General features: G+C 60.6%; 12 protein-coding genes. 5 read left to right on the forward strand and 7 right to left on the reverse strand.

Features of this window, described 5'->3' with window-relative positions:
- Nucleotides 1-11: 11 nt before the first annotated feature.
- Nucleotides 12-515 carry a peptidylprolyl isomerase gene (locus tag ACYAR8_RS24580; RefSeq protein ID WP_074892092.1) on the forward strand — a complete coding sequence of 168 codons (504 nt, stop codon included), beginning with the start codon at nt 12-14 and terminating at the stop codon, nt 513-515.
- Nucleotides 512-1,237, forward strand: a complete 726-nt coding sequence (locus tag ACYAR8_RS24585; protein WP_463581314.1) for a UDP-2,3-diacylglucosamine diphosphatase — start codon at nt 512-514, stop codon at nt 1,235-1,237. The genes ACYAR8_RS24580 and ACYAR8_RS24585 overlap by 4 nt, the downstream gene beginning before the upstream one ends.
- Before the next feature lie 209 nt (nt 1,238-1,446).
- Here the strand turns inward: ACYAR8_RS24585 and ACYAR8_RS24590 are convergent, their stop codons facing one another.
- The 6 genes from ACYAR8_RS24590 to ACYAR8_RS24615 form a co-directional block, all read right to left on the reverse strand.
- A complete protein-coding gene (locus ACYAR8_RS24590) occupies nt 1,447-2,979 on the reverse strand; it encodes a DHA2 family efflux MFS transporter permease subunit (RefSeq protein ID WP_108121402.1) in 1,533 nt (510 codons plus the stop codon).
- Between the two features lie 69 nt (nt 2,980-3,048).
- Entirely contained in the window at nt 3,049-4,314 is a 1,266-nt protein-coding gene (locus ACYAR8_RS24595; protein ID WP_463581315.1) for an efflux RND transporter periplasmic adaptor subunit, read from the reverse strand.
- Between the two features lie 10 nt (nt 4,315-4,324).
- A complete protein-coding gene (locus tag ACYAR8_RS24600) occupies nt 4,325-5,821 on the reverse strand; it encodes an efflux transporter outer membrane subunit (RefSeq protein WP_463581316.1) in 1,497 nt (498 codons plus the stop codon).
- Nucleotides 5,818-6,291 carry a MarR family transcriptional regulator gene (locus ACYAR8_RS24605; RefSeq protein WP_108121405.1) on the reverse strand — a complete coding sequence of 158 codons (474 nt, stop codon included), beginning with the start codon at nt 6,289-6,291 and terminating at the stop codon, nt 5,818-5,820. The genes ACYAR8_RS24600 and ACYAR8_RS24605 overlap by 4 nt, the downstream gene beginning before the upstream one ends.
- 283 nt (nt 6,292-6,574) lie before the next feature.
- Nucleotides 6,575-7,183: a MiaE family protein gene (locus tag ACYAR8_RS24610; RefSeq protein ID WP_463581337.1), complete on the reverse strand. Its 609-nt coding sequence runs from the start codon at nt 7,181-7,183 to the stop codon at nt 6,575-6,577.
- A gap of 119 nt (nt 7,184-7,302) precedes the next feature.
- On the reverse strand, nt 7,303-7,776 hold the full coding sequence (locus ACYAR8_RS24615) for a DUF1289 domain-containing protein (protein WP_108121406.1): 474 nt from the start codon (nt 7,774-7,776) through the stop codon (nt 7,303-7,305).
- 412 nt (nt 7,777-8,188) lie between these two features.
- On the opposite strand from ACYAR8_RS24615, the gene acnB reads away from it, so the two are divergent.
- Nucleotides 8,189-10,798 carry a bifunctional aconitate hydratase 2/2-methylisocitrate dehydratase gene (gene acnB, locus ACYAR8_RS24620; protein WP_133773430.1) on the forward strand — a complete coding sequence of 870 codons (2,610 nt, stop codon included), beginning with the start codon at nt 8,189-8,191 and terminating at the stop codon, nt 10,796-10,798.
- Between the two features lie 613 nt (nt 10,799-11,411).
- The gene (locus ACYAR8_RS24625) at nt 11,412-11,915 is read left to right on the forward strand and encodes a GNAT family N-acetyltransferase (RefSeq protein ID WP_463581317.1); all 504 of its coding nucleotides are present in this window, start codon (nt 11,412-11,414) and stop codon (nt 11,913-11,915) included.
- Nucleotides 11,916-12,537: 622 nt separating this feature from the next.
- On the opposite strand, the gene ACYAR8_RS24630 is transcribed toward ACYAR8_RS24625, so the two are convergent.
- Nucleotides 12,538-17,394, reverse strand: a complete 4,857-nt coding sequence (locus ACYAR8_RS24630; protein ID WP_463581318.1) for an NAD-glutamate dehydrogenase — start codon at nt 17,392-17,394, stop codon at nt 12,538-12,540.
- A 1,270-nt stretch (nt 17,395-18,664) separates the two neighbouring features.
- Between ACYAR8_RS24630 and ACYAR8_RS24635 the strand changes: the two genes are divergently transcribed.
- Nucleotides 18,665-19,027 (forward strand): hypothetical protein, encoded by a 363-nt coding sequence (locus ACYAR8_RS24635; RefSeq protein WP_463581319.1) that lies wholly within the window; start codon nt 18,665-18,667, stop codon nt 19,025-19,027.
- Nucleotides 19,028-19,055 lie beyond the last annotated feature (28 nt).

Below are 19,055 nucleotides of genomic sequence, written 5' to 3' on the forward strand. Positions count from 1 at the left end.
GCGAGCTGACCATGTCGAAAGTAAAGCTGACCACCAACCACGGTGAAATCGTTCTGCAATTGAACGCAGAGAAGGCGCCGCTCACCGTCGCCAACTTCATCGAATACGTCAAAGCCGGCCACTACGAAAACACTGTATTTCACCGCGTGATCGGCAACTTCATGATCCAGGGCGGCGGTTTCGAGCCCGGCATGAAAGAGAAGAAAGACAAGCGCCCGAGCATCCAGAACGAAGCCGACAACGGCCTGCCGAACAAGAAGTATTCGGTGTCCATGGCCCGCACCATGGAGCCCCATTCAGCCTCGGCGCAGTTCTTCATCAACGTCGCCGACAACGACTTCCTCAACCACAGCGCCAAGACCGTACAGGGCTGGGGCTACGCCGTGTTCGCTGAAGTGGTGGAAGGCACAGACGTGGTCGACAAGATCAAAGGCGTCGCCACCACGTCCAAGGCCGGTCATCAAGATGTGCCGACTGACGACGTGATCATCGAGAAAGCCGAGATCGTTGAGTGATATTGCTGATCTCCGATCTGCACCTGGAAGAGGAACGCCCGGACATTACCCGGGCGTTTCTCGGTCTGCTGAATGGGCGCGCTCGTGGGGCCGAGTCGCTGTACATCCTCGGGGACTTTTTCGAGGCCTGGATTGGCGATGACGCCATGTCGCCCTTCCAGCGATCGATCTGCCAGGCGTTGCGCGCGTTGAGCGACAGCGGCACGCGGGTGTACCTGATGCATGGCAATCGCGACTTCATGATCGGCCAGGCGTTTTGCAAAGCCGCGGGCTGCACGCTGCTCAAGGACCCGAGCGTCGTGAATTTCAACGGCGAACCGGTGTTGCTGATGCACGGCGACAGTCTGTGCACGCGTGACGAAGCCTACATGCGCATGCGCCGTTATCTGCGCCACCCGCTGACGCTGTGGGTGCTGCGGCATCTGCCGTTGAGCACACGGCACAAGCTGGCGCGCAAGCTGCGCAACGAAAGCCGTGCGCAGACGCGGATGAAGGCCAACGACATTGTCGATGTGACGCCTGAAGAAGTGCCGCGGGTGATGAATGCGTCTGGCGTGAAAACGCTGATCCACGGTCACACCCATCGGCCTGCGGTTCACGACGTTCAACTGGGTGAGACCAAGGCGCAGCGCATCGTGCTGGGGGATTGGGATCGCGAGGGATGGTTGCTGCAGATCGATGAACAGGGCTTTCATCTGGAGTCGTTTGCGTTTGAGGCCTGACCCGGGTTTGGCGACACGTAAGGATTAATGCGGACTATCGTCGGACTTAGAGCCTGTAGGAGCGTGGCTTGTCCCGCGATCTGGCGCCTGGCGGCAGTAGACCGGTAAAACGCGATGCACCTGATACACCGCGCTTGCAGGTTTACGACCGGCTCCCGGCCGATCGCGGGACAAGCCAGGCTCCTACCGTCTGCGCCCGATAGCTGTGATCAATGCCCTCCCCCAGGCGCCGCCTTCGCGGTAAACGGCGGTTTGGCCAGCCAGATGATCAGGATCAACGCCAGGAATACCCAGCCCATCATGTAGAAGTAGTCCACCGTCGACATCATGTACGCCTGACTGGTGACCATCGAATCGAGCTGCGCGTACGCCTGATTGCTCGCCCCGCCCAGGGTCTCCAGCGCATGCCGCGTGGTCGGGTCGTAGGCGTTCACGCTTTCGCTCAGGTACGCATGGTGCTGATCGGCGCGGCGTATCCAGATCCAGGTGGTCAAGGACGCTGCGAAGCTGCCGCCCAGGTTACGCAGGAACGTCGCCAGGCCCGAGCCGTCGGCAATCTGCGACGGCGGCAGGTCAGAGAGCAGAATACTCAAGGTCGGCATGAAGAACAGCGCTACACCCGCCCCCATGAACAACTGCACCAGCGCGATATGCTCGAAATCCACCTGACTGGTGAAATCCGCACGCATGAAGCAGCTCAGGCCCATCGCCAGAAACGCGATGCCGGCCAGCAGTCGCAGGTCGAATTTGTGCGCATAACGGCCCACGAAGGGCGACATCAACACTGGCAGCACCCCGAGTGGCGCCACCGCCAGCCCGGCGTAAGTCGCCGTATAGCCCATCTGGGTTTGCAACCACTGGGGCAGGATCAGGTTGATCCCGAAGAACGCCGCATACCCCCCGATCAGACAGAGCGTCCCGTAGCGAAAGTTGCGAAACGCAAACAGCCGCAGGTTGACCACCGGGTGATCATCCGTCATCTCCCAGATGACAAATGCCGCCAGACCAATCGCCGAAATCGCCGAACCGATAATGATGAAGTTCGACTCGAACCAGTCCAGATCATTGCCTTTGTCGAGCACAATCTGCAGCGCACCCACGCCGATGATCAGCGTGATAAGCCCCACGTAATCCATGGGCTGGCGACTGGTGCTGACCGGCCGGGTAGCCATCTGCTGACGCACCACGAACGCTGCGAACAGACCGATCGGTACGTTGATGAAGAAGATCCACGGCCAGCTGTAACTGTCGGTGATCCAGCCGCCGAGAATCGGCCCGGCAATCGGCGCTACAACCGTCACCATCGCCAGCAATGCCAATGCCATCCCCCGTTTCGCAGGGGGATAAACGGCGATCAGCAGCGTTTGCGTCATCGGGTACAACGGCCCGGCAACCATGCCCTGCAATACCCTGAAACCCACCAGCTCAGGCATCGAAGTGGAGATGCCGCAGAGGAAGGAGGCCATCACGAACAGCAGCGTGGCCCAGAGAAACAGTTTCACCTCGCCGAAGCGCCGGCTCAGCCAGCCGGTCAGCGGCAGCGCGATGGCATTACTGACCGCGAACGAGGTAATAACCCACGTGCCCTGCTCTGAACTCACGCCGAGGTTGCCGGAGATGGTCGGCAGGGCCACGTTGGCGATGGTGGTGTCGAGCACTTGCATGAAAGTCGCCAGCGACAGGCCGATGGTGGTCAGCAACAGGCTTGGCGGCGTAAAAGAAGCGGGAGCGTTAGTACTCATCGCGAATCCTTTGACACTCGAAGATCACCCCGGCCGGCAGAAGCGGGCCGGGGCAGATGGATTGGCGAATCAGCGCTGGGCCGTCTTGCCGCTGGTTGGCGCGCTGTTCTCGTGGATTACGCGGGCAATCATCGTGTCGGCATCGGCCAGTTGTCTGGCGTAGACATCGGTGGTGAACAGCGGCTGCTTCGGCGGTTGCTGCGCCAGCACCGGACCGCTCTGGTCGTGCAGGTTCACGTCAACGGTGGTCGACAGGCCGATGCGCAGCGGGTGTTTGGCCAGTTCGTCGGCATTGATGCGAACCCGCACTGGCACACGCTGGACGATCTTGATCCAGTTACCGGTGGCGTTCTGCGCGGGCAGCAAGGCAAAGGCACTGCCGGTACCGGCGCCGACGCTGTCCACGGTGCCGCTGTATTTGACGTCGCCGCCGTACAGGTCCGCTTCGATGTCCACTGGCTGGCCGATGCGCATCTGGCCGAGCTGGGTTTCCTTGAAGTTGGCGTCGATCCACAGCTGGTCGAGGGGAATCACCGCCATCAGCGCTGTGCCCGGCTGAACCCGCTGACCCAGTTGCACGGTGCGCTTGGCGACGTAACCGGTGACCGGCGCGATCAGAGTGCTGCGCGCATTGCTCAGGTAAGCCTGACGCAGTTGCGCGGCCGCCGATTTGACGTCCGGGTGCGAAGAGACCTGAGTGTCGTCCACCAACGCGGTGCTGGTTGCCAGCTGCTGCTGGATGTTGGTCAACGCGTTCTGCGCGGTGGTCAGGTCATCCTTGGCGTGGGACAGCTCTTCCTGGGAAATCGCCCCGCCCGCCGCCAGGCTGCGACGACGGTTGAAGTTGTCCTGTGCTCTCTGCACTTCAGCGCGCTGGGCCGCCAGTTGCGCCTTCATGCCATCGACGTTGCTGTAAAGGCCGCGCACCTGACGCACCACTTTCGCCAGATTGGCTTCGGCACTTTGCAGCGCGACTTCGGCGTCATTGGGGTCGAACTGCACCAGCACCTGACCTTCGCGGACCAGATCGCCGTCATCAGCGCCAATGCTCACTACCGTCCCGGTGACTTGCGGGGTGATCTCCACGACGTTGCCGTTCACGTAGGCATCGTCGGTGCTCTCGCTCCAGCGACCGTACATTTCGTACCAGGCCCAGACGCCAATCACACCAAGTACCACGATCAGCAACAGGCCGAGCAACAACAGCTTGCGCTTGCGCGGATTCTTGGTCGGCGTGGTCTTCTCGGCGGCTTTGTCAGCGGCATTGTCAGGCGCCGAAGCGTTGACGTCCTTTTGTTCGTTTGCAGCATTGTTGTCGGTAGTGGCAGTGGCCATGACGATTACCTTAATGAGTCAGCGAAGCAGTTGACGGGACGACCGGGGCGGCGTTTTCGCCGGACTTGCTTTCTTCGAAGCCTCCCCCGAGGGCCTGCATCAACTGGATCGAAAGATCGATTTGTTCCGCGTTGAGATCAGCCTGTTGGCGTTGCGATTGCAGCAGTTGTTGCTCGACGCTCAGCACGTCCAGGTAATTGCCGATACCGGATGAATAGCGCTGAACGACGGTGTCGTAGGATTTCTGAATCACGTCAGTCGCCTGCTGGCGGGCCTCGATCTGGCGGCGGATATCGCGCAACTGACCGATGCCATCGCTGACATCCCCCAGCGCCCGGACCAGCGTCTTGTTGTACTGCGCCACGGCGAGGTCGTAGTCGGCGTCCCGCGCGTCGAGGTTGGCGCGGCGGCGGCCACCGTCGAAGATCGGCAGCGACACCGTCGGGGCGACGTTGAAGAAGCGACTGGCCGAGCCAAACATCGCATCACCCAGCAGCGACTCCACCCCTGCCGACGCACTCAGGTTGAGGTTCGGATAGAAGCTGGTCTTGCTGACGTCGATGTTTTTGCTCGCCGCTTCAACCCGCCAGCGCGCGGCGACCAGATCCGGACGACGGCCCAGCAATTCGGCAGGCACCACCGAAGGCAAGGCGACTACTGCGGGCTGCAGGACGGCAGGCCGGCTCAGCAGTTCGCCGCGGTCCGGGCCTTTGCCCATCAGCACGGCCAACTGGATTTTGGCGCTGCGCAGGCTCTTGTCCGCGTCCGCCAGGGATTCGCGGGAGTTGGCTTCAAGGCTCTGGGTCTGCTCGTACTGGTACTCGCTGTCGATGCCGGACTTGAAGCGCCGCGAGCCGAGGTCCAGCAATTGACTCGTGCGTTTGAGGTCTTCGGCTGCCAGGTCGCGGACGATGTAGGCCTGGCCCAGGTCGCTGTAGGCACGGGCGACATCGGCAGCCAGGGTCAGTTGAGCCGCTTGCTGATCGACTTCGCTGGCGCGGGCCTGGCCCAGCGCCGCTTCCCACGCAGCACGCTGGCCGCCCCACAGATCGAAGTTGTAATTGAAGCCGGCGCTGAGGCTGCGCAAAGTGCTGTAGCGCCCGCCTGCACCGGTCGGGTCCTGGTCACGGGCCAGGCGCGAACGGCTGACGCTGGCGTCGGCTTCTACGGTCGGCATGCGTTCGGCGTCGGCGGCATACGCCTGCGCTGTGGCCTGGTGGGTACGGGCCGCAGCGATCTGCATGTCCGGACTGTCGCGCAGCGCTTCGCTGATCAGGCTATTGAGCTGCGGATCACCCAGGCTGGTCCACCAGTCGCGCTTCGGCCATGCCGCTGGAGACAGGGTGATGCCGTTGAGGCTCCGGGCGGTCTGCAGACTGTTGGAATCGATGCCGACGGCTTCGGTTTTCAGGCCTTTGGAGCTGGCACAACCGGCCAGCACCAGTGCCACGACTATCACGCTCAAGGACGTGCGCAGGGTTGAGCCCCGCTGAATGTGAGTGCTCATCGTTCGGCGATCCGGGCAATCGTGATGGAGTCGCCCGAGGCAACCAGAATTTTCGTCAGAATCTTTTCCAGCGCCAGCAGCTCGCTGTCTTCCAGCACGCCCACCATCTCGTTCATCGCGTGTGCGCCGATTTCCGGCAGCAGGTCGGAAAGCGCCTTCCCTTCGTCGGTCAGCACCAGTTGCACCTGACGTCGGTCGGATTCCGAGCGCGCGCGTGACAACAGATTTTTCTGCTCAAGACGGTCGAGCATGCGGGTCATCGAGCCACTGTCGAGGTTCAACATGCGACAAATGTCAGCCGGGGTCTCGGCACAGAACCGGGCGATCATCACCAGCACTTTGTATTGCTGTGCAGTGACGCCATGGGGCTCGAGATACCGGTCGAGGATGCGGTTTTTCAGCTGATCAGCCCGACCCAGCAACATGCCGAGCAGGTTGTCGTGAAAATTTTCAGGAGTGAAATGTGCCATTGATAGCTACCCATTATCTGCTTAGGCAGTGAATGGAGCTGATCTTACTGCCTAGGCAGCAAACACACAATGAAACAATATTTAAGGCGCGCGAATTCGGACGAACGTGGTTCGCCCGGTTAATGAGGTGATCCGGAGGTAGAGCAACTGAGTGAGTTCGCCACCGATCCGTAGGAGCCGGCTTGCTGGCGAATGCGTCGTGACGGCCGATGATTACGTCGAATGTGCGAACCGATTCGCGGGCAAGCGCGCTCCTACAAAAGAGCGTTTGCCATTGATGGGCTCAAACCGCCGGCACACCGCTGTGAAAGCGGAAGTCTTCGTCCGGGCTCAGGATCAGCTCGCGCTCGGCCAGACGGATTTCTTCGATCTTGGCGTCGACGTCTGCTTCGTTGCCGTAGGTGTAAGCCAGCTTCAGATAATCCTGAAAATGCCGGGCTTCGGACTTGAGCAGGCTTGCGTAGAACTTCGACAGGTCTTCATCCAGATGCGGCACCAGCGCAGCGAAGCGCTCACACGAGCGGGCTTCAACGATGGCGCCGACGACCAGCGCGTCGGTCAGGCGATACGGGTTGTGGGTACGAACGAGTTTGCGCAGGGACCCGGCATAGCGCGCCGAGCTGATGTTGGCCATCGGGATGTTGCGCTTCTTGATGATGCCGATCACCTGCTCGAAGTGACGCAGCTCTTCGCGCGCCAGCCGCGACATTTTGGCCAGCAGATCGAACTTGTCGTTGTACTGGAACATGAACTGAAACGCCGCGCCGGCGGCCTTCTTTTCATTGTTGGCGTGATCGATCAGCAGGATATCCAGATTCTGCAAGGCGGCCTGAACCCAGCTGTCGGGCGTGGGGCAAAGCAGGAAGGCGTCGATTTCTGGATAAATCTGCATGGGTTCACGGATGGCTGGCTGGGCAAGGCGCAGCATTATACGGAGCCTGACGGGCAGAGCCAGCCTGGGCAGATGAAAAGCGCAGGATTTACTTCCAGCGCGTGAGGGTCACGCCACTGTCAGACCGCGCCCATCGCATCCTTGAGGAAGCCGGGCGCGATGTAGCGCTCGTAGTGCGCTTCGGAGAGCAGGAAGAACTCCCGATCAATGGCATCGCGCAACTCAGGCAGCGACCAGTCGCGAAACTCCGGCAGCAGCACCATGCCGTAGGCGTCCAGCTGGTTGATCACCCGCGCGCCCCGGGCAATCAACTGGTACGCCCAGCAATATTCGGACTGGTGCGGGACGAAACGGATCTTGCGCTGCTCCAGTTGCGACCGCAGCTTTGCCGGATCGAAGACCTCGACCTTTCCCGCCATCACCTGCACCAGCAGCTGCTCCAGGCGCAGCCAGACGGCGCGCTTTGCCTCTTCGTCGTAGCCGTTCCAGTGAATCACTTCGTGGTGGAAGCGCTTGCATCCACGGCACACGAGGTCGCCGTAGACGGTGGAGCACAGGCCCACGCAGGGCGTCTTGATGATTTGATTGGGCATGGCAAGGCAACACGACGGCGAACGAAACAAGCCGGCATGTTAGCCCTTTGTCTAACGAGGTACACCCTTCAACCTGTAGGGGCTAACTTACCTTCAGCGGTTTTTTACCGTAGAATCACCGGGCCTTTTAAGGCGCCAATGTCCGTTGGAAGCTGTTTTCAAAGCGTCACGAGCACAGTCAGGGCTTTTTACCCTCGTAGAGAGCCCAACCCCGCAGTCCGGTTTAACGCAGGTTCGCCCTGCGTTCCCCTCTCAAACCGTTCGATGCAGGCGTAAAACTTTGAAAACAGCTTCTGTTGGAGATCGTCAGCTTCCTGCCAAGAAACTTTAAAAAGTTCGAGCGCGCCGATGCGGACCTTCTCTGGATGAGCGTCCCGGACACCCATTTGGGACCACTGATGAGGGTAATACTGTGCTTGAAGCCTACCGTAAACACATCGAAGAGCGTGCCGCCCTGGGTATCGTGCCCCAGCCGCTTAACGCCGAACAAACCGCAGGCCTGGTCGAGCTGCTGAAAAACCCACCGGCTGGCGAAGAAGCTTTCCTGCTTGATCTGATCACCAATCGCGTTCCACCTGGCGTTGACGAAGCTGCCTACGTCAAAGCCGGTTTCCTGTCCGCTCTGGCCAAGGGCGAAGTCACCTCCCCTCTGCTGGACCGTAAACACGCTGTAGAGCTGCTCGGCACCATGCAGGGCGGTTACAACATCGTAACCATGGTCGAGCTGCTGGACGACGCTGCATTGGGTCAGGTCGCTGCCGACCAGCTCAAGCACACCCTGCTGATGTTCGACGCGTTCCACGACGTCGCTGAAAAAGCCAAAAACGGTAATGCAATCGCCCAAGGCGTTCTGCAGTCGTGGGCTGACGGCGAGTGGTTCCGCAAGCGTCCGACCCTGGCCGAGAAGATCAGCCTGCGCGTCTTCAAGGTCACCGGCGAAACCAACACCGATGACTTGTCGCCAGCGCCTGACGCCTGGTCGCGTCCAGATATCCCGCTGCACGCCCTCGCCATGCTGAAGATGGCCCGTGAAGGCATCGTGCCTGACGTTCAGGGCTCCATCGGCCCGATGAAACAGATCGAAGAAATGCGCGGTCAGGGTTTCCCTATCGCCTACGTGGGCGACGTGGTCGGCACCGGTTCTTCGCGCAAGTCGGCGACCAACTCGGTGCTGTGGTTCTTCGGCGACGACGTCCCGAACGTACCGAACAAGCGCGCTGGCGGTTTCTGCTTCGGAACCAAGATTGCCCCGATCTTCTACAACACCATGGAAGATGCCGGCGCTCTGCCAATCGAATTCGATGTCTCGAACATCAACATGGGCGACGTGATCGACGTCTACCCGTACGCTGGCAAAGTCTGCAAGCACGACAGTGAAGAAGTCATCACCACCTTCGAACTGAAGACTCCGGTGCTGCTGGACGAAGTCCGTGCCGGCGGTCGTATCCCGCTGATCATCGGCCGTGGCCTGACCGACAAAGCGCGTGCTGAACTGGGCCTGGGCCCGACCGACCTGTTCAAGCTGCCTGAAGCCCCTGTCGACACCGGCAAAGGTTTCACCCTGGCGCAGAAGATGGTGGGCAAGGCCTGCGGTCTGCCGGAAGGCAAAGGTGTGCGTCCTGGCACCTACTGCGAACCGAAGATGACCACCGTCGGTTCCCAGGACACCACCGGTCCGATGACCCGTGATGAACTGAAAGACCTGGCGTGCCTGGGCTTCTCGACCGATCTGGTGATGCAGTCGTTCTGCCACACCGCGGCGTATCCAAAGCCGATCGACGTGACCACGCACCACACGCTGCCTGACTTCATCATGACCCGCGGCGGCGTTTCCCTGCGTCCGGGCGATGGCATCATCCACAGCTGGCTGAACCGCATGCTGCTGCCGGACACCGTCGGTACCGGTGGTGACTCCCACACCCGTTTCCCGATGGGGATCTCGTTCCCGGCCGGTTCCGGTCTGGTGGCGTTTGCCGCGGCCACTGGCGTGATGCCACTGGACATGCCTGAGTCGATCCTGGTCCGCTTCAAGGGCGAGATGCAACCGGGCATCACCCTGCGCGACCTGGTTCACGCGATTCCTTACTTCGCGATCCAGAAGGGTTTGCTGACCGTCGAGAAGAAGGGCAAGAAAAACGCCTTCTCGGGTCGCATCCTGGAAATCGAAGGCCTGGACAACCTGAGCATCGAGCAGGCATTCGAACTGTCCGACGCCTCGGCCGAGCGTTCTGCCGCAGGTTGCACGATCAAGCTGTCGAAAGAATCGATCACTGAATACCTGAACTCGAACATCACCCTGCTGCGCTGGATGATCGAACAGGGTTACGGCGATCCGCGCACCCTGGAACGTCGTGCTCAAGCGATGGAAGCCTGGGTCGCCAATCCGGAACTCATGGTTGCGGACGCTGATGCCGAGTACGAAGAAATCATCGAGATCGATCTGGCCGACATCAAAGAGCCTGTGCTCTGCGCGCCAAACGATCCGGACGACGCCCGTCTGCTGTCCAGCGTTGCTGGCGAGAAGATTGACGAAGTGTTCATCGGTTCGTGCATGACCAACATCGGTCACTTCCGCGCTGCGGGCAAGTTGCTGGATCAGGTCAAAGGTCAGCTTCCTACGCGTCTGTGGCTGTCGCCGCCGACCAAGATGGACGCTCATCAACTGACCGAAGAAGGCTACTACGGGATCTACGGCAAGGCCGGCGCGCGCATGGAAATGCCGGGCTGCTCGCTGTGCATGGGTAACCAGGCACGTGTGGAGCCGAATTCGACCGTGGTGTCGACGTCGACCCGTAACTTCCCGAACCGTTTGGGTGATGGGGCGAACGTGTATCTGGCGTCGGCTGAGTTGGCGTCTGTGGCGTCGATTCTGGGTCGTCTGCCGACGGTTGAGGAGTATATGGAGTACGCGGGCAAGATCGACAGTATGGCTGCCGATGTTTACCGTTACTTGAGCTTCGATCAGATCGCGGAATTCCGTGAGGCTGCAGCGAACGCTAATATCCCGGTTGTTCAGGCTTAACAGCTGAGACCGTGTTGAGAGAACCCCGCTTCGGCGGGGTTTTTTTGTTCTGTTTTTTAAGATCAAGAGCGTCTGCCTGGGGGCAGACTGTTTCGCCTTCGGCGACTTACTTTTGAAAAGCACCAAAAGTAAGCAAAAGTGCCTGCTCCTGGTTGGGTTCCTCCTTCGTCGGAATACCCTCACTCCGACGATGCTCCGTGGGCCCGCGCCGAACGGACATCCATGTCCTGACGGCGCTCTCGCCGCATCCATGCGGCTCGACCCACTGCGCATCGTCTACGTTCGGCCTGCACCCAAGTCGCGTTTTGCGGTGACTGGGCTTTTTGCGTATGAAGATCAAAAGCAGATCAAAAGCTTCCCGGCTGAAGCTGGTCCTACGGGCGCGCGCGCTGCTTTTAGTGGGACCGGCTTCAGCCGGGAAGGGGCCGGTATGGACGACGGCAATTTTACGGCCTGACACGTTGATCGTTCCCGCGCTCCGCGTGGGCATGCATCCCGTGACGCTCCGCGTCACAACGCGCGATGTTCATGCTTTTGGGCGCTGGCGGCGTAGCCATGGCAGCAATTGGCCGCTTAGACTGTCCCCTCTTTCTGTTTTCAAAGGATGAATCCAGTGAATGTTGCTGTTGATCAGGTGGTTATCCATCGTTTTACTGAAGCCCATATCGAAGGTGTCACCGCGTTGTATAACGACCCTGAGGTGTGTCGTCAGGTGCTTCAGATGCCGTATCAGTCGGCCGATGTCTGGCGCAAACGGCTGGCAGGGGCGGATGAGCGTTCATTGAAGCTTGTCGCTCTGCATCAGGGTCAGGTGATCGGCAACATTGGTCTGGAGCAATACGCGCGCATTCGCCAGCGCCATGTCGGCGCGATCGGCATGGGCGTGGCGTCGGGCTGGCACGGTAAAGGCGTTGGGTCGAGACTGATGGCCGCCGTGCTGGAAGTCGCGGACAACTGGATGAACCTGCACCGGGTTGAACTGACCGTGTTTGCCGACAACGAAGCCGCTTTGGCGCTCTACCGCAAGTTCGGCTTCGAGACCGAAGGCCGCCTGCGGGACTACGCCATCCGCGACGGCGTCCTCGTCGACGCCATCAGCATGGCCCGATTGAAATAACCGCTCAGCCTTTGGAAGAGCGACGCAGAGCGTCTGGGGATGCATGCCCACGCGGAGCGTGGGAACGATCAGCAGCATTCGCGAGCAAGCTCGCTCCCACAGACAAGATGTCCGATCAGCAAAATTGCCAGCGTCCACACTGGCCCCTTCCCGGCTAAAGCCGGTCCCACTAAAAGCAACGGGTGCAGTCAGTGGGGCCGTCTTCCCGGCTAAAGCCGCTCCCACTAAAAAGCACACCGCGTACACCCTGTGGGACCGGCTTCAGCCGGGAAGCTGTTGATCTGCTTCTGATCTGCTTTGCTTTTGATCTTCATACGCAAAAAGCCCAGACACCGCCAAACGCGACTTGGGTGCAGGCTGAACGCAGGTCTCGCGGAGTGGGCCGAGCGGCATGGATGGCGGATGGTGGCGGGCCCACGGAGCGAGACCGGAGTGAAGGAACCCTGACGAAGGAAGGGCCAAACCAAGAGCACAAGCCCTTGGTTACTTGGGGCTTTATCAAGTAACTCGCCGAAGGCGAAACAGTCTGCCCCCAGGCAGACGCTCTTGACCTTAAAAACAACAAAACAAAAAAGCCCCGCGTCTCTCAACGCGGGGCTCCCGTTTACAGCCGACTAAACCATCAAACCACGGCCGTCTGCCCACTCATCGCCAGATCCAGCAACTCACGGTTAGCGACCGCATACATCGCATAATCGTTACCGCTCGCCGCACGCAACTCCACCAACATCGCGCGCCAGCGCTCGACCATCGGCAAATGCTGCTCAAGCCACAGACTCAAACGCTCCTCGACATCCGCAGGACCATTCGGCATCTGCAACACCGACACCGTAATCGCCCGCTGCTGCCAATCGATATCATCACGGAACGCCTCACGGGCCAGCGCCTGCCAATTGTTCTCCACCGGCAACGCACTGATCTGCTGCAGATACCACGTCACATCCAGCGAACTGCCGACCGCGAAATACACCTTCGCCACGTCCGCTGCATTCTGACCGGTCACATCAGACGCCTCGATGATCGGCAACAGCGTGTACAGGTGACTCGTACCTGCCACCATCCGCGCCAGCAACTCCGGCACGCCCGCCGCGACGTACTCCTGATAACGCGTCTGCCAGACCTCACGGGTCGGCCCTTCCAGCAACTCGTCCAGCTTCAGACCCAGCGCCGCGATGTGCGGACCGAAATGCGCCACATCACGGGCCGCGTCCAGTTCATTACGACGGCTGCGCAGGAACCAGCGCGTCGCGCGACGGCCCAGACGCATCAGCTCATCCATCAACGCCAGCTGAATCTCGGCCGGCACCTTGTAGTCCAGGGACTCGATCTGACGGAACCAGTGCGGGAGGTGGAAAATGTCACGCACGATCACGTAAGCGCCGGCCACGTTGGCTGCGGTCATGCCGGTGGACTCTTTGAGTCGCTGCACGAACGTGATGCCCATGTGGTTGACCAGATCGTTGGCGATCTGCGTGCTGACGATTTCGCGCTTCAGACGGTGACGACGCATCGACTCGGAGAATTTCGCGCCCAGTGACGGCGGGAATGCCGTTTCCATGTCACGCGCCAGGTAGTCGTCGTCCGGAACACGGGATTCCAGCAGCGCTTCCTTGAGGTCGATCTTGCTGTAGGAGATCAGCACCGACAGCTCGGCCCGGGTCAGGCCCTTCTTCTCGGCGATGCGCTCGGCCAGTTGATCTTCCGCCGGCAGGAACTCGATGGCACGGTCCAGCTTGCCGCGCGCTTCCAGGTCGCTCATCAGGCGCTTGTACTCGGCGATGCGCTCGTAGGCACGGCGCTCCGCCAGGGACAGGGCCTGGGTCTGCTTGTAGTTGTTGCCGAGAACGAGGTTGCCCACTTCGTCGGTCATGCTTTCGAGCAGCAGGTTGCGCTGCTTCTCGGTCATGTCGCCCGCCTGGACCACTTCGTTCAGCAGGATCTTGATGTTCACTTCGTGGTCGGAGCAGTCCACACCACCGGCGTTATCGATGAAGTCGGTGTTGGTCGCGCCGCCCATCAGGCCGAATTCGACACGGCCCAGCTGGGTCATGCCGAGGTTGCCGCCCTCGCCCACCACTTTGCAGCGCAACTGGTTGCCGTTGACGCGCAATGCGTCGTTGGCCTTGTCGCCGACGTCCGCATGGGACTCGGTGCTGGCCTTGACGTAGGTGCCAATGCCGCCGTTCCACAGCAGATCCACCGGCGCCTTGAGCAGCGCGTGCATCAACTCGGTCGGGGTCAGTTTGTCAGCAGTGATGTCGAAGCGCGCTTTCATCTGCGGGGTGATCGCGATGCTCTTCGCGCTGCGCGGGAAGATACCGCCGCCTTCGGACATCAGGCTAGTGTCGTAATCGGTCCACGCCGAACGTGGCAGGTCGAACAGACGCTGACGCTCGACAAAGCTGCTCGCCGGGTCCGGATTCGGGTCGATGAAGATGTGCAGGTGGTTGAAGGCCGCGACCAGTTGCAGCTTGTCGGACATCAACAGGCCGTTACCGAACACGTCACCGGCCATGTCGCCGACGCCGATCACGCTGATGCTGTCTTGCTGCACGTTGATGCCGCGCTCGCGGAAGTGGCGCTGTACGCCGACCCACGCGCCCTTGGCGGTGATGCCCATTTTCTTGTGGTCGTAACCCGCCGAGCCGCCGGAAGCGAAGGCGTCACCAAGCCAGAAACCGTAGTCGATGGCGATACCGTTGGCGATGTCGGAGAAGGTCGCGGTGCCTTTGTCGGCGGCGACGACCAGGTACGGGTCATCGTCGTCGTGGCGCACGACGTTGGCCGGCGGCACCAGGACGCCTTCTTTCAGGTTGTCGGTGATGTCCAGCAAACCGGAAATGAACAGGCGGTAGCAGGCGATCGCTTCGGCCTGGATCTCGTCGCGGGTCCCGGTGGTCGGCAGACGACGGGGCAGGAAACCACCCTTGGCACCGACCGGCACGATGACCGAGTTCTTCACCTGCTGGGCTTTGACCAGACCCAGCACTTCGGTGCGGAAGTCTTCTTCACGGTCGGACCAGCGCAGGCCGCCACGGGCCACGTTGCCAAAGCGCAGGTGGACGCCCTCGACGCGCGGCGAGTAAACGAAGATTTCGAACTTCGGCACCGGCTTCGGCAGCTCGGGGATCAGACGCGGGTTGAACTTGAAGCTGAAGTAGCTCTTGCTCTGGCCGTTGACGTCGGTCTGGTAGAAGTTGGTGCGCATGGTCGCCTTGATCAGGTCAAGGTAGCGACGCAGGATGCGGTCTTCGTTGAGCACTTGCACGCCGTCCAGCGCAGTCAGAATCGCCTGCTCCAGACGCTGCTGCATGTCGTCGAGGTCACCGCCGCTCAGCTTGCGCGCCAGATAGAAGCGGGTTTTGAACAGACGCGTCAGCTCGCGGGCGATGTCGGCGTGGTTATTCAGCGTGCTGGCGATGTAACCCAGGTCGAAGCCCAAGCGGATCTGCTTCAGGTAACGCGCGTAGGCACGCAGCAGCGCCACGTCGCGCCACGGCAAACCGGCCGTCAGCACCAGGCGGTTGAAGGCGTCGTTCTCGGCCTCGCCACGAACGATGTGGACGAAGGCGTCCTGCAGCGTGTCGTTGAGCTGTTGCAGGTCCAGGTTCAGGCCTTCGCCGTACGTGAACGCAAAATCGTGAATCCAGAACTCGCGACCATTGGTGTGGCGCAGGCGGTACGGGAATTCACCGAGTACGCGCAGGCCGAGGTTTTCCAGAATCGGCAGAACGTCGGACAGCGCCAGCGGCGTGTCAGCGTGGTACAGCTTGCAGTGCAGCTGCGCCTTGTCGCCCGACAGCGGCTGATAAAAGCTCATCACCAGCGGATTGGCTTCGGACAGGCTCAGCACGTGTTGCATATCGACCACGGCGGAGTGCGCGGCGAAACGCTCGCGGTAGCCGGCCGGGAAACCTTTCGGGAAGTCGGCCAGGACATTGGTGCCCTGGGCTTCGCCGAAGCTTTCGATGACCAGACTGGCGTAGTCGTCTTTCCACGAACGGCAGGCCTGGATAACTTCGTTTTCCAGCTGCAGCGGGTCGATGTCGAGGGCGACTTTCGGGTCCACACGCAGAATCAGCTGCACGCGCGCCAGCACCGACTCGGAGAAGAAGGTCCAGAACTCGCAGTCAGTGGCTTTCAGGCGATCCATCAGCACTTGCTGGATCTTCTGACGGACCTCGGTGGAGTAGACGTCGCGCGGCACGTAGGCCAGGCAGTAGCAGAAACGGCCGTACGGGTCCTTGCGCAGGAACACGCGAATCTTGTTGCGCTCCTGGATCTGCACGATCGACATGACGGTGGTGAACAGTTCGTCCACCGGGGTCTGGAACAGGTCGTCGCGGGGCAGCACTTCAACCACTTGCGCCAGTTCCTTGCCCAGGTGCGCCTTGGCGTCGAACCCGGAGCGGCGTTCGACTTCGGCGACCTTGCGGCGGATGTACGGAATGGCGCGCACGCTTTCACCATACACCGACGAGGTGTACAGGCCCATGAAGCGCGATTCCTTGATGACGTTGCCGTCGGCGTCAATCTGGCGGATCGACACGTAGTCCGGGTAGGCCGGGCGATGCACGCGGCTCGGGTGCGCGGCCTTGGCGAACGACAGCAGGGTCGGCTCCTGCAGATACTTCACTGCATAGCCTTCTATGTGCAGGTCTTCGGCGGTGAGGCCTGCGCGCAGCAGTTTGGTCAGACCGAGGAAGGACGACGGGTCGTAATGGAGCTGACCGCCTTCGTCTTCGTTGCTGACGGTGAATTCTTCATAGCCGAGGAAGGTGAAGTGGTTGTTCACCAGCCATTCGAGGAACACCTTGACCTCGGATTTCTCCTCCGGGTCGATGTTGTATTCGGTGGCGTCGATGCCGGCCAGCAGCTCGTGGAGCTTGGCTTTCATCGGCTCGAAGTCTTCAACGGCAACGCGGACTTCGCCCAGCACCTGCTCCAGTTCGCGGGCCAGCACGTTCAGCTCCGCGGCATTGGCGCAACGGTCGATCTCCAGGTACATCAACGATTCTTGCAGCACGCCGTCGCCGTTGGTGCCTTTTGGCAGCAGTTCGAGCAACTGGCCTTTCTCGTCCCGACGCACGCTGAGCACGGTGGTCTGCAGCGTGTGGATGCTGTAGCCGCGGCGGTTCAGTTCGGTACGCACCGAGTCGACCAGGAACGGCAGGTCGTGGTGCAGCACTTCGACGGCGGTGTGGGTGGACTGCCAGCCGTGACGTTCGTAATCGGGGTTGTAGACCCGCACTTCAGGGGTGCCGTGCTCGAAGTGTTCGAGCAGGCGCCAGGCCGAGAGGGTGCAACCGGCCAGGTCAGAGAGTCTGCGCTGGGTGAGTTCGTCGAGGGAGATGATGCCGAAGAATTGGTCGGCGAACAGCGCCACTTGTGGCAGTGCCTGTTCGCTGATGTGCTGAGCCAGTGCCGCTCGCAGTTGGTGCTGGAAGTCGGACTTGCTGGCTGCGGTGAAGAACGCCATCTGTGGTACTCCGATTGGCTTGAGCTTTTATATAGGAGAGATGCGTGTGTCGGGTGGAGCGTGTTCGTTTGTCACGTTTGCGTATGGTCGATGATAGTCAGCATAACGTGACAGGGGGCAATGCGATTCGCACTGCGTGAATTACTAACGCTTTTGGTGTGTGTGCCGTCACATTTGTTCGACTCTGGTGCAGCTTAACGAGTGGCGCCCTGAATCTGCTTGCGATGCTGCGACATATTCGGACATCGGGTTGCAGGCTTCGGGTTGAGGGGACTGGTTGAGGGGACTGATTTATTTACAGCGCTTCATCGTAAATTAATCTGTCCCCGGATCTGCGGCGTTGCTCAGTGCGACAGGATCAAGGGCGTCTGCCTAAGGGCAGACTGTTTCGCCTTCGGCGAGTTACTTTTAAAAAGCACTAAAAGTAACCAAAAGTGCCTGCTCTCGGTTGGGCCCTTCGTTCCTCAGGGTTCCCTCACTCCGGTCCCGCTCCGTGGGCCCGCGCCGAACGGACATCCCTGTCCTGACGGCGCTCTCGCCGCATCCATGCGGCTCGACCCACTGCGCGAAACCTGCGTTCAGCCTGCACCAAAGTCGCGATTGGCGGTGACTCGGCTTTTTGCGTATGAAGATCAAAAGCGCGTTTAAGCAGATCAAAAGCTTCCCGGCTGAAGCCGGTCCTACAGTCATCGCCAATCCCACTGGATGCAGGCGGTGCTTTTTTAGTAGGACCGGCTTTAGCCGGGAAGAGGCCAGTTTGGTCGCCATCAATTCCGCGGTTGATCGTTCCCACTGGATGCGCGCGAGGCTTTTTAGTGGGACCGGCTTTAGCCGGGAAGAGGCCGGTTTGGTCGCCATCAATTTCGCGGTTGATCGTTCCCACTGGATGCACGCGATGCCTTCGTAGGACTGGCTTTAGCCGGGAAGAGGCCGGTTTGGTCGCCATCAATTTCGCGGTTGATCGTTCCCACTGGATGCACGCGATGCCTTCGTAGGACTGGCTTTAGCCGGGAAGAGGCCAGTTTGAGCGCCATCAATTTCGCGGTTGATCGTTCCCACTGGATGCACGCGATGCTTTTTAGTGGGACCGGCTTTAGCCGGGAAGAGGCCAGTTTGTGCGCCATCACCCCTGGAGCCGGCTTGCTGGCGAACGCGGTGGGTCAGGTTTACCCAACCGCTACCTTGATCGCAAACCGCAATCTTCAGCAAATCTCCCGCAGGACTGGCAAAATCCCACCCTGCCCTGAACCACGCCAGAGGAATCGCCGCCATGCAAATGACCACCGACAGCTTCATCTATAACCCATGCGACGAGGAGGAAGATGATATGGCGCTGGCCTGTTGCCATGGCAGCAGCACCGGTGATCTGTTTCTGCTCGCGCGTTTTCCTGATGAGGATGAGGTCGATATCACGTTCCGTGACGACACCATTCATGTCGAAGACAACATCACCGTCACTCTGAGCGCCACCCGGCTGCTGGTCGAAATCGACGCCGCCGACGCCAAACCCCTGGGCGGCGATACCGCGTATGAGGTCACCCATAGCACCCCCGCCAATGAATTGGCCGATCTGGACGCCACGTTGCGGATCATCCTCAAGGACGTCGGAACGTACGTCAGCCCGATCAGTTGAGCCCCCCGCCGGCACCGGGCGCCAATTG

This window comes from Pseudomonas sp. HP_01 (assembly GCF_055284355.1).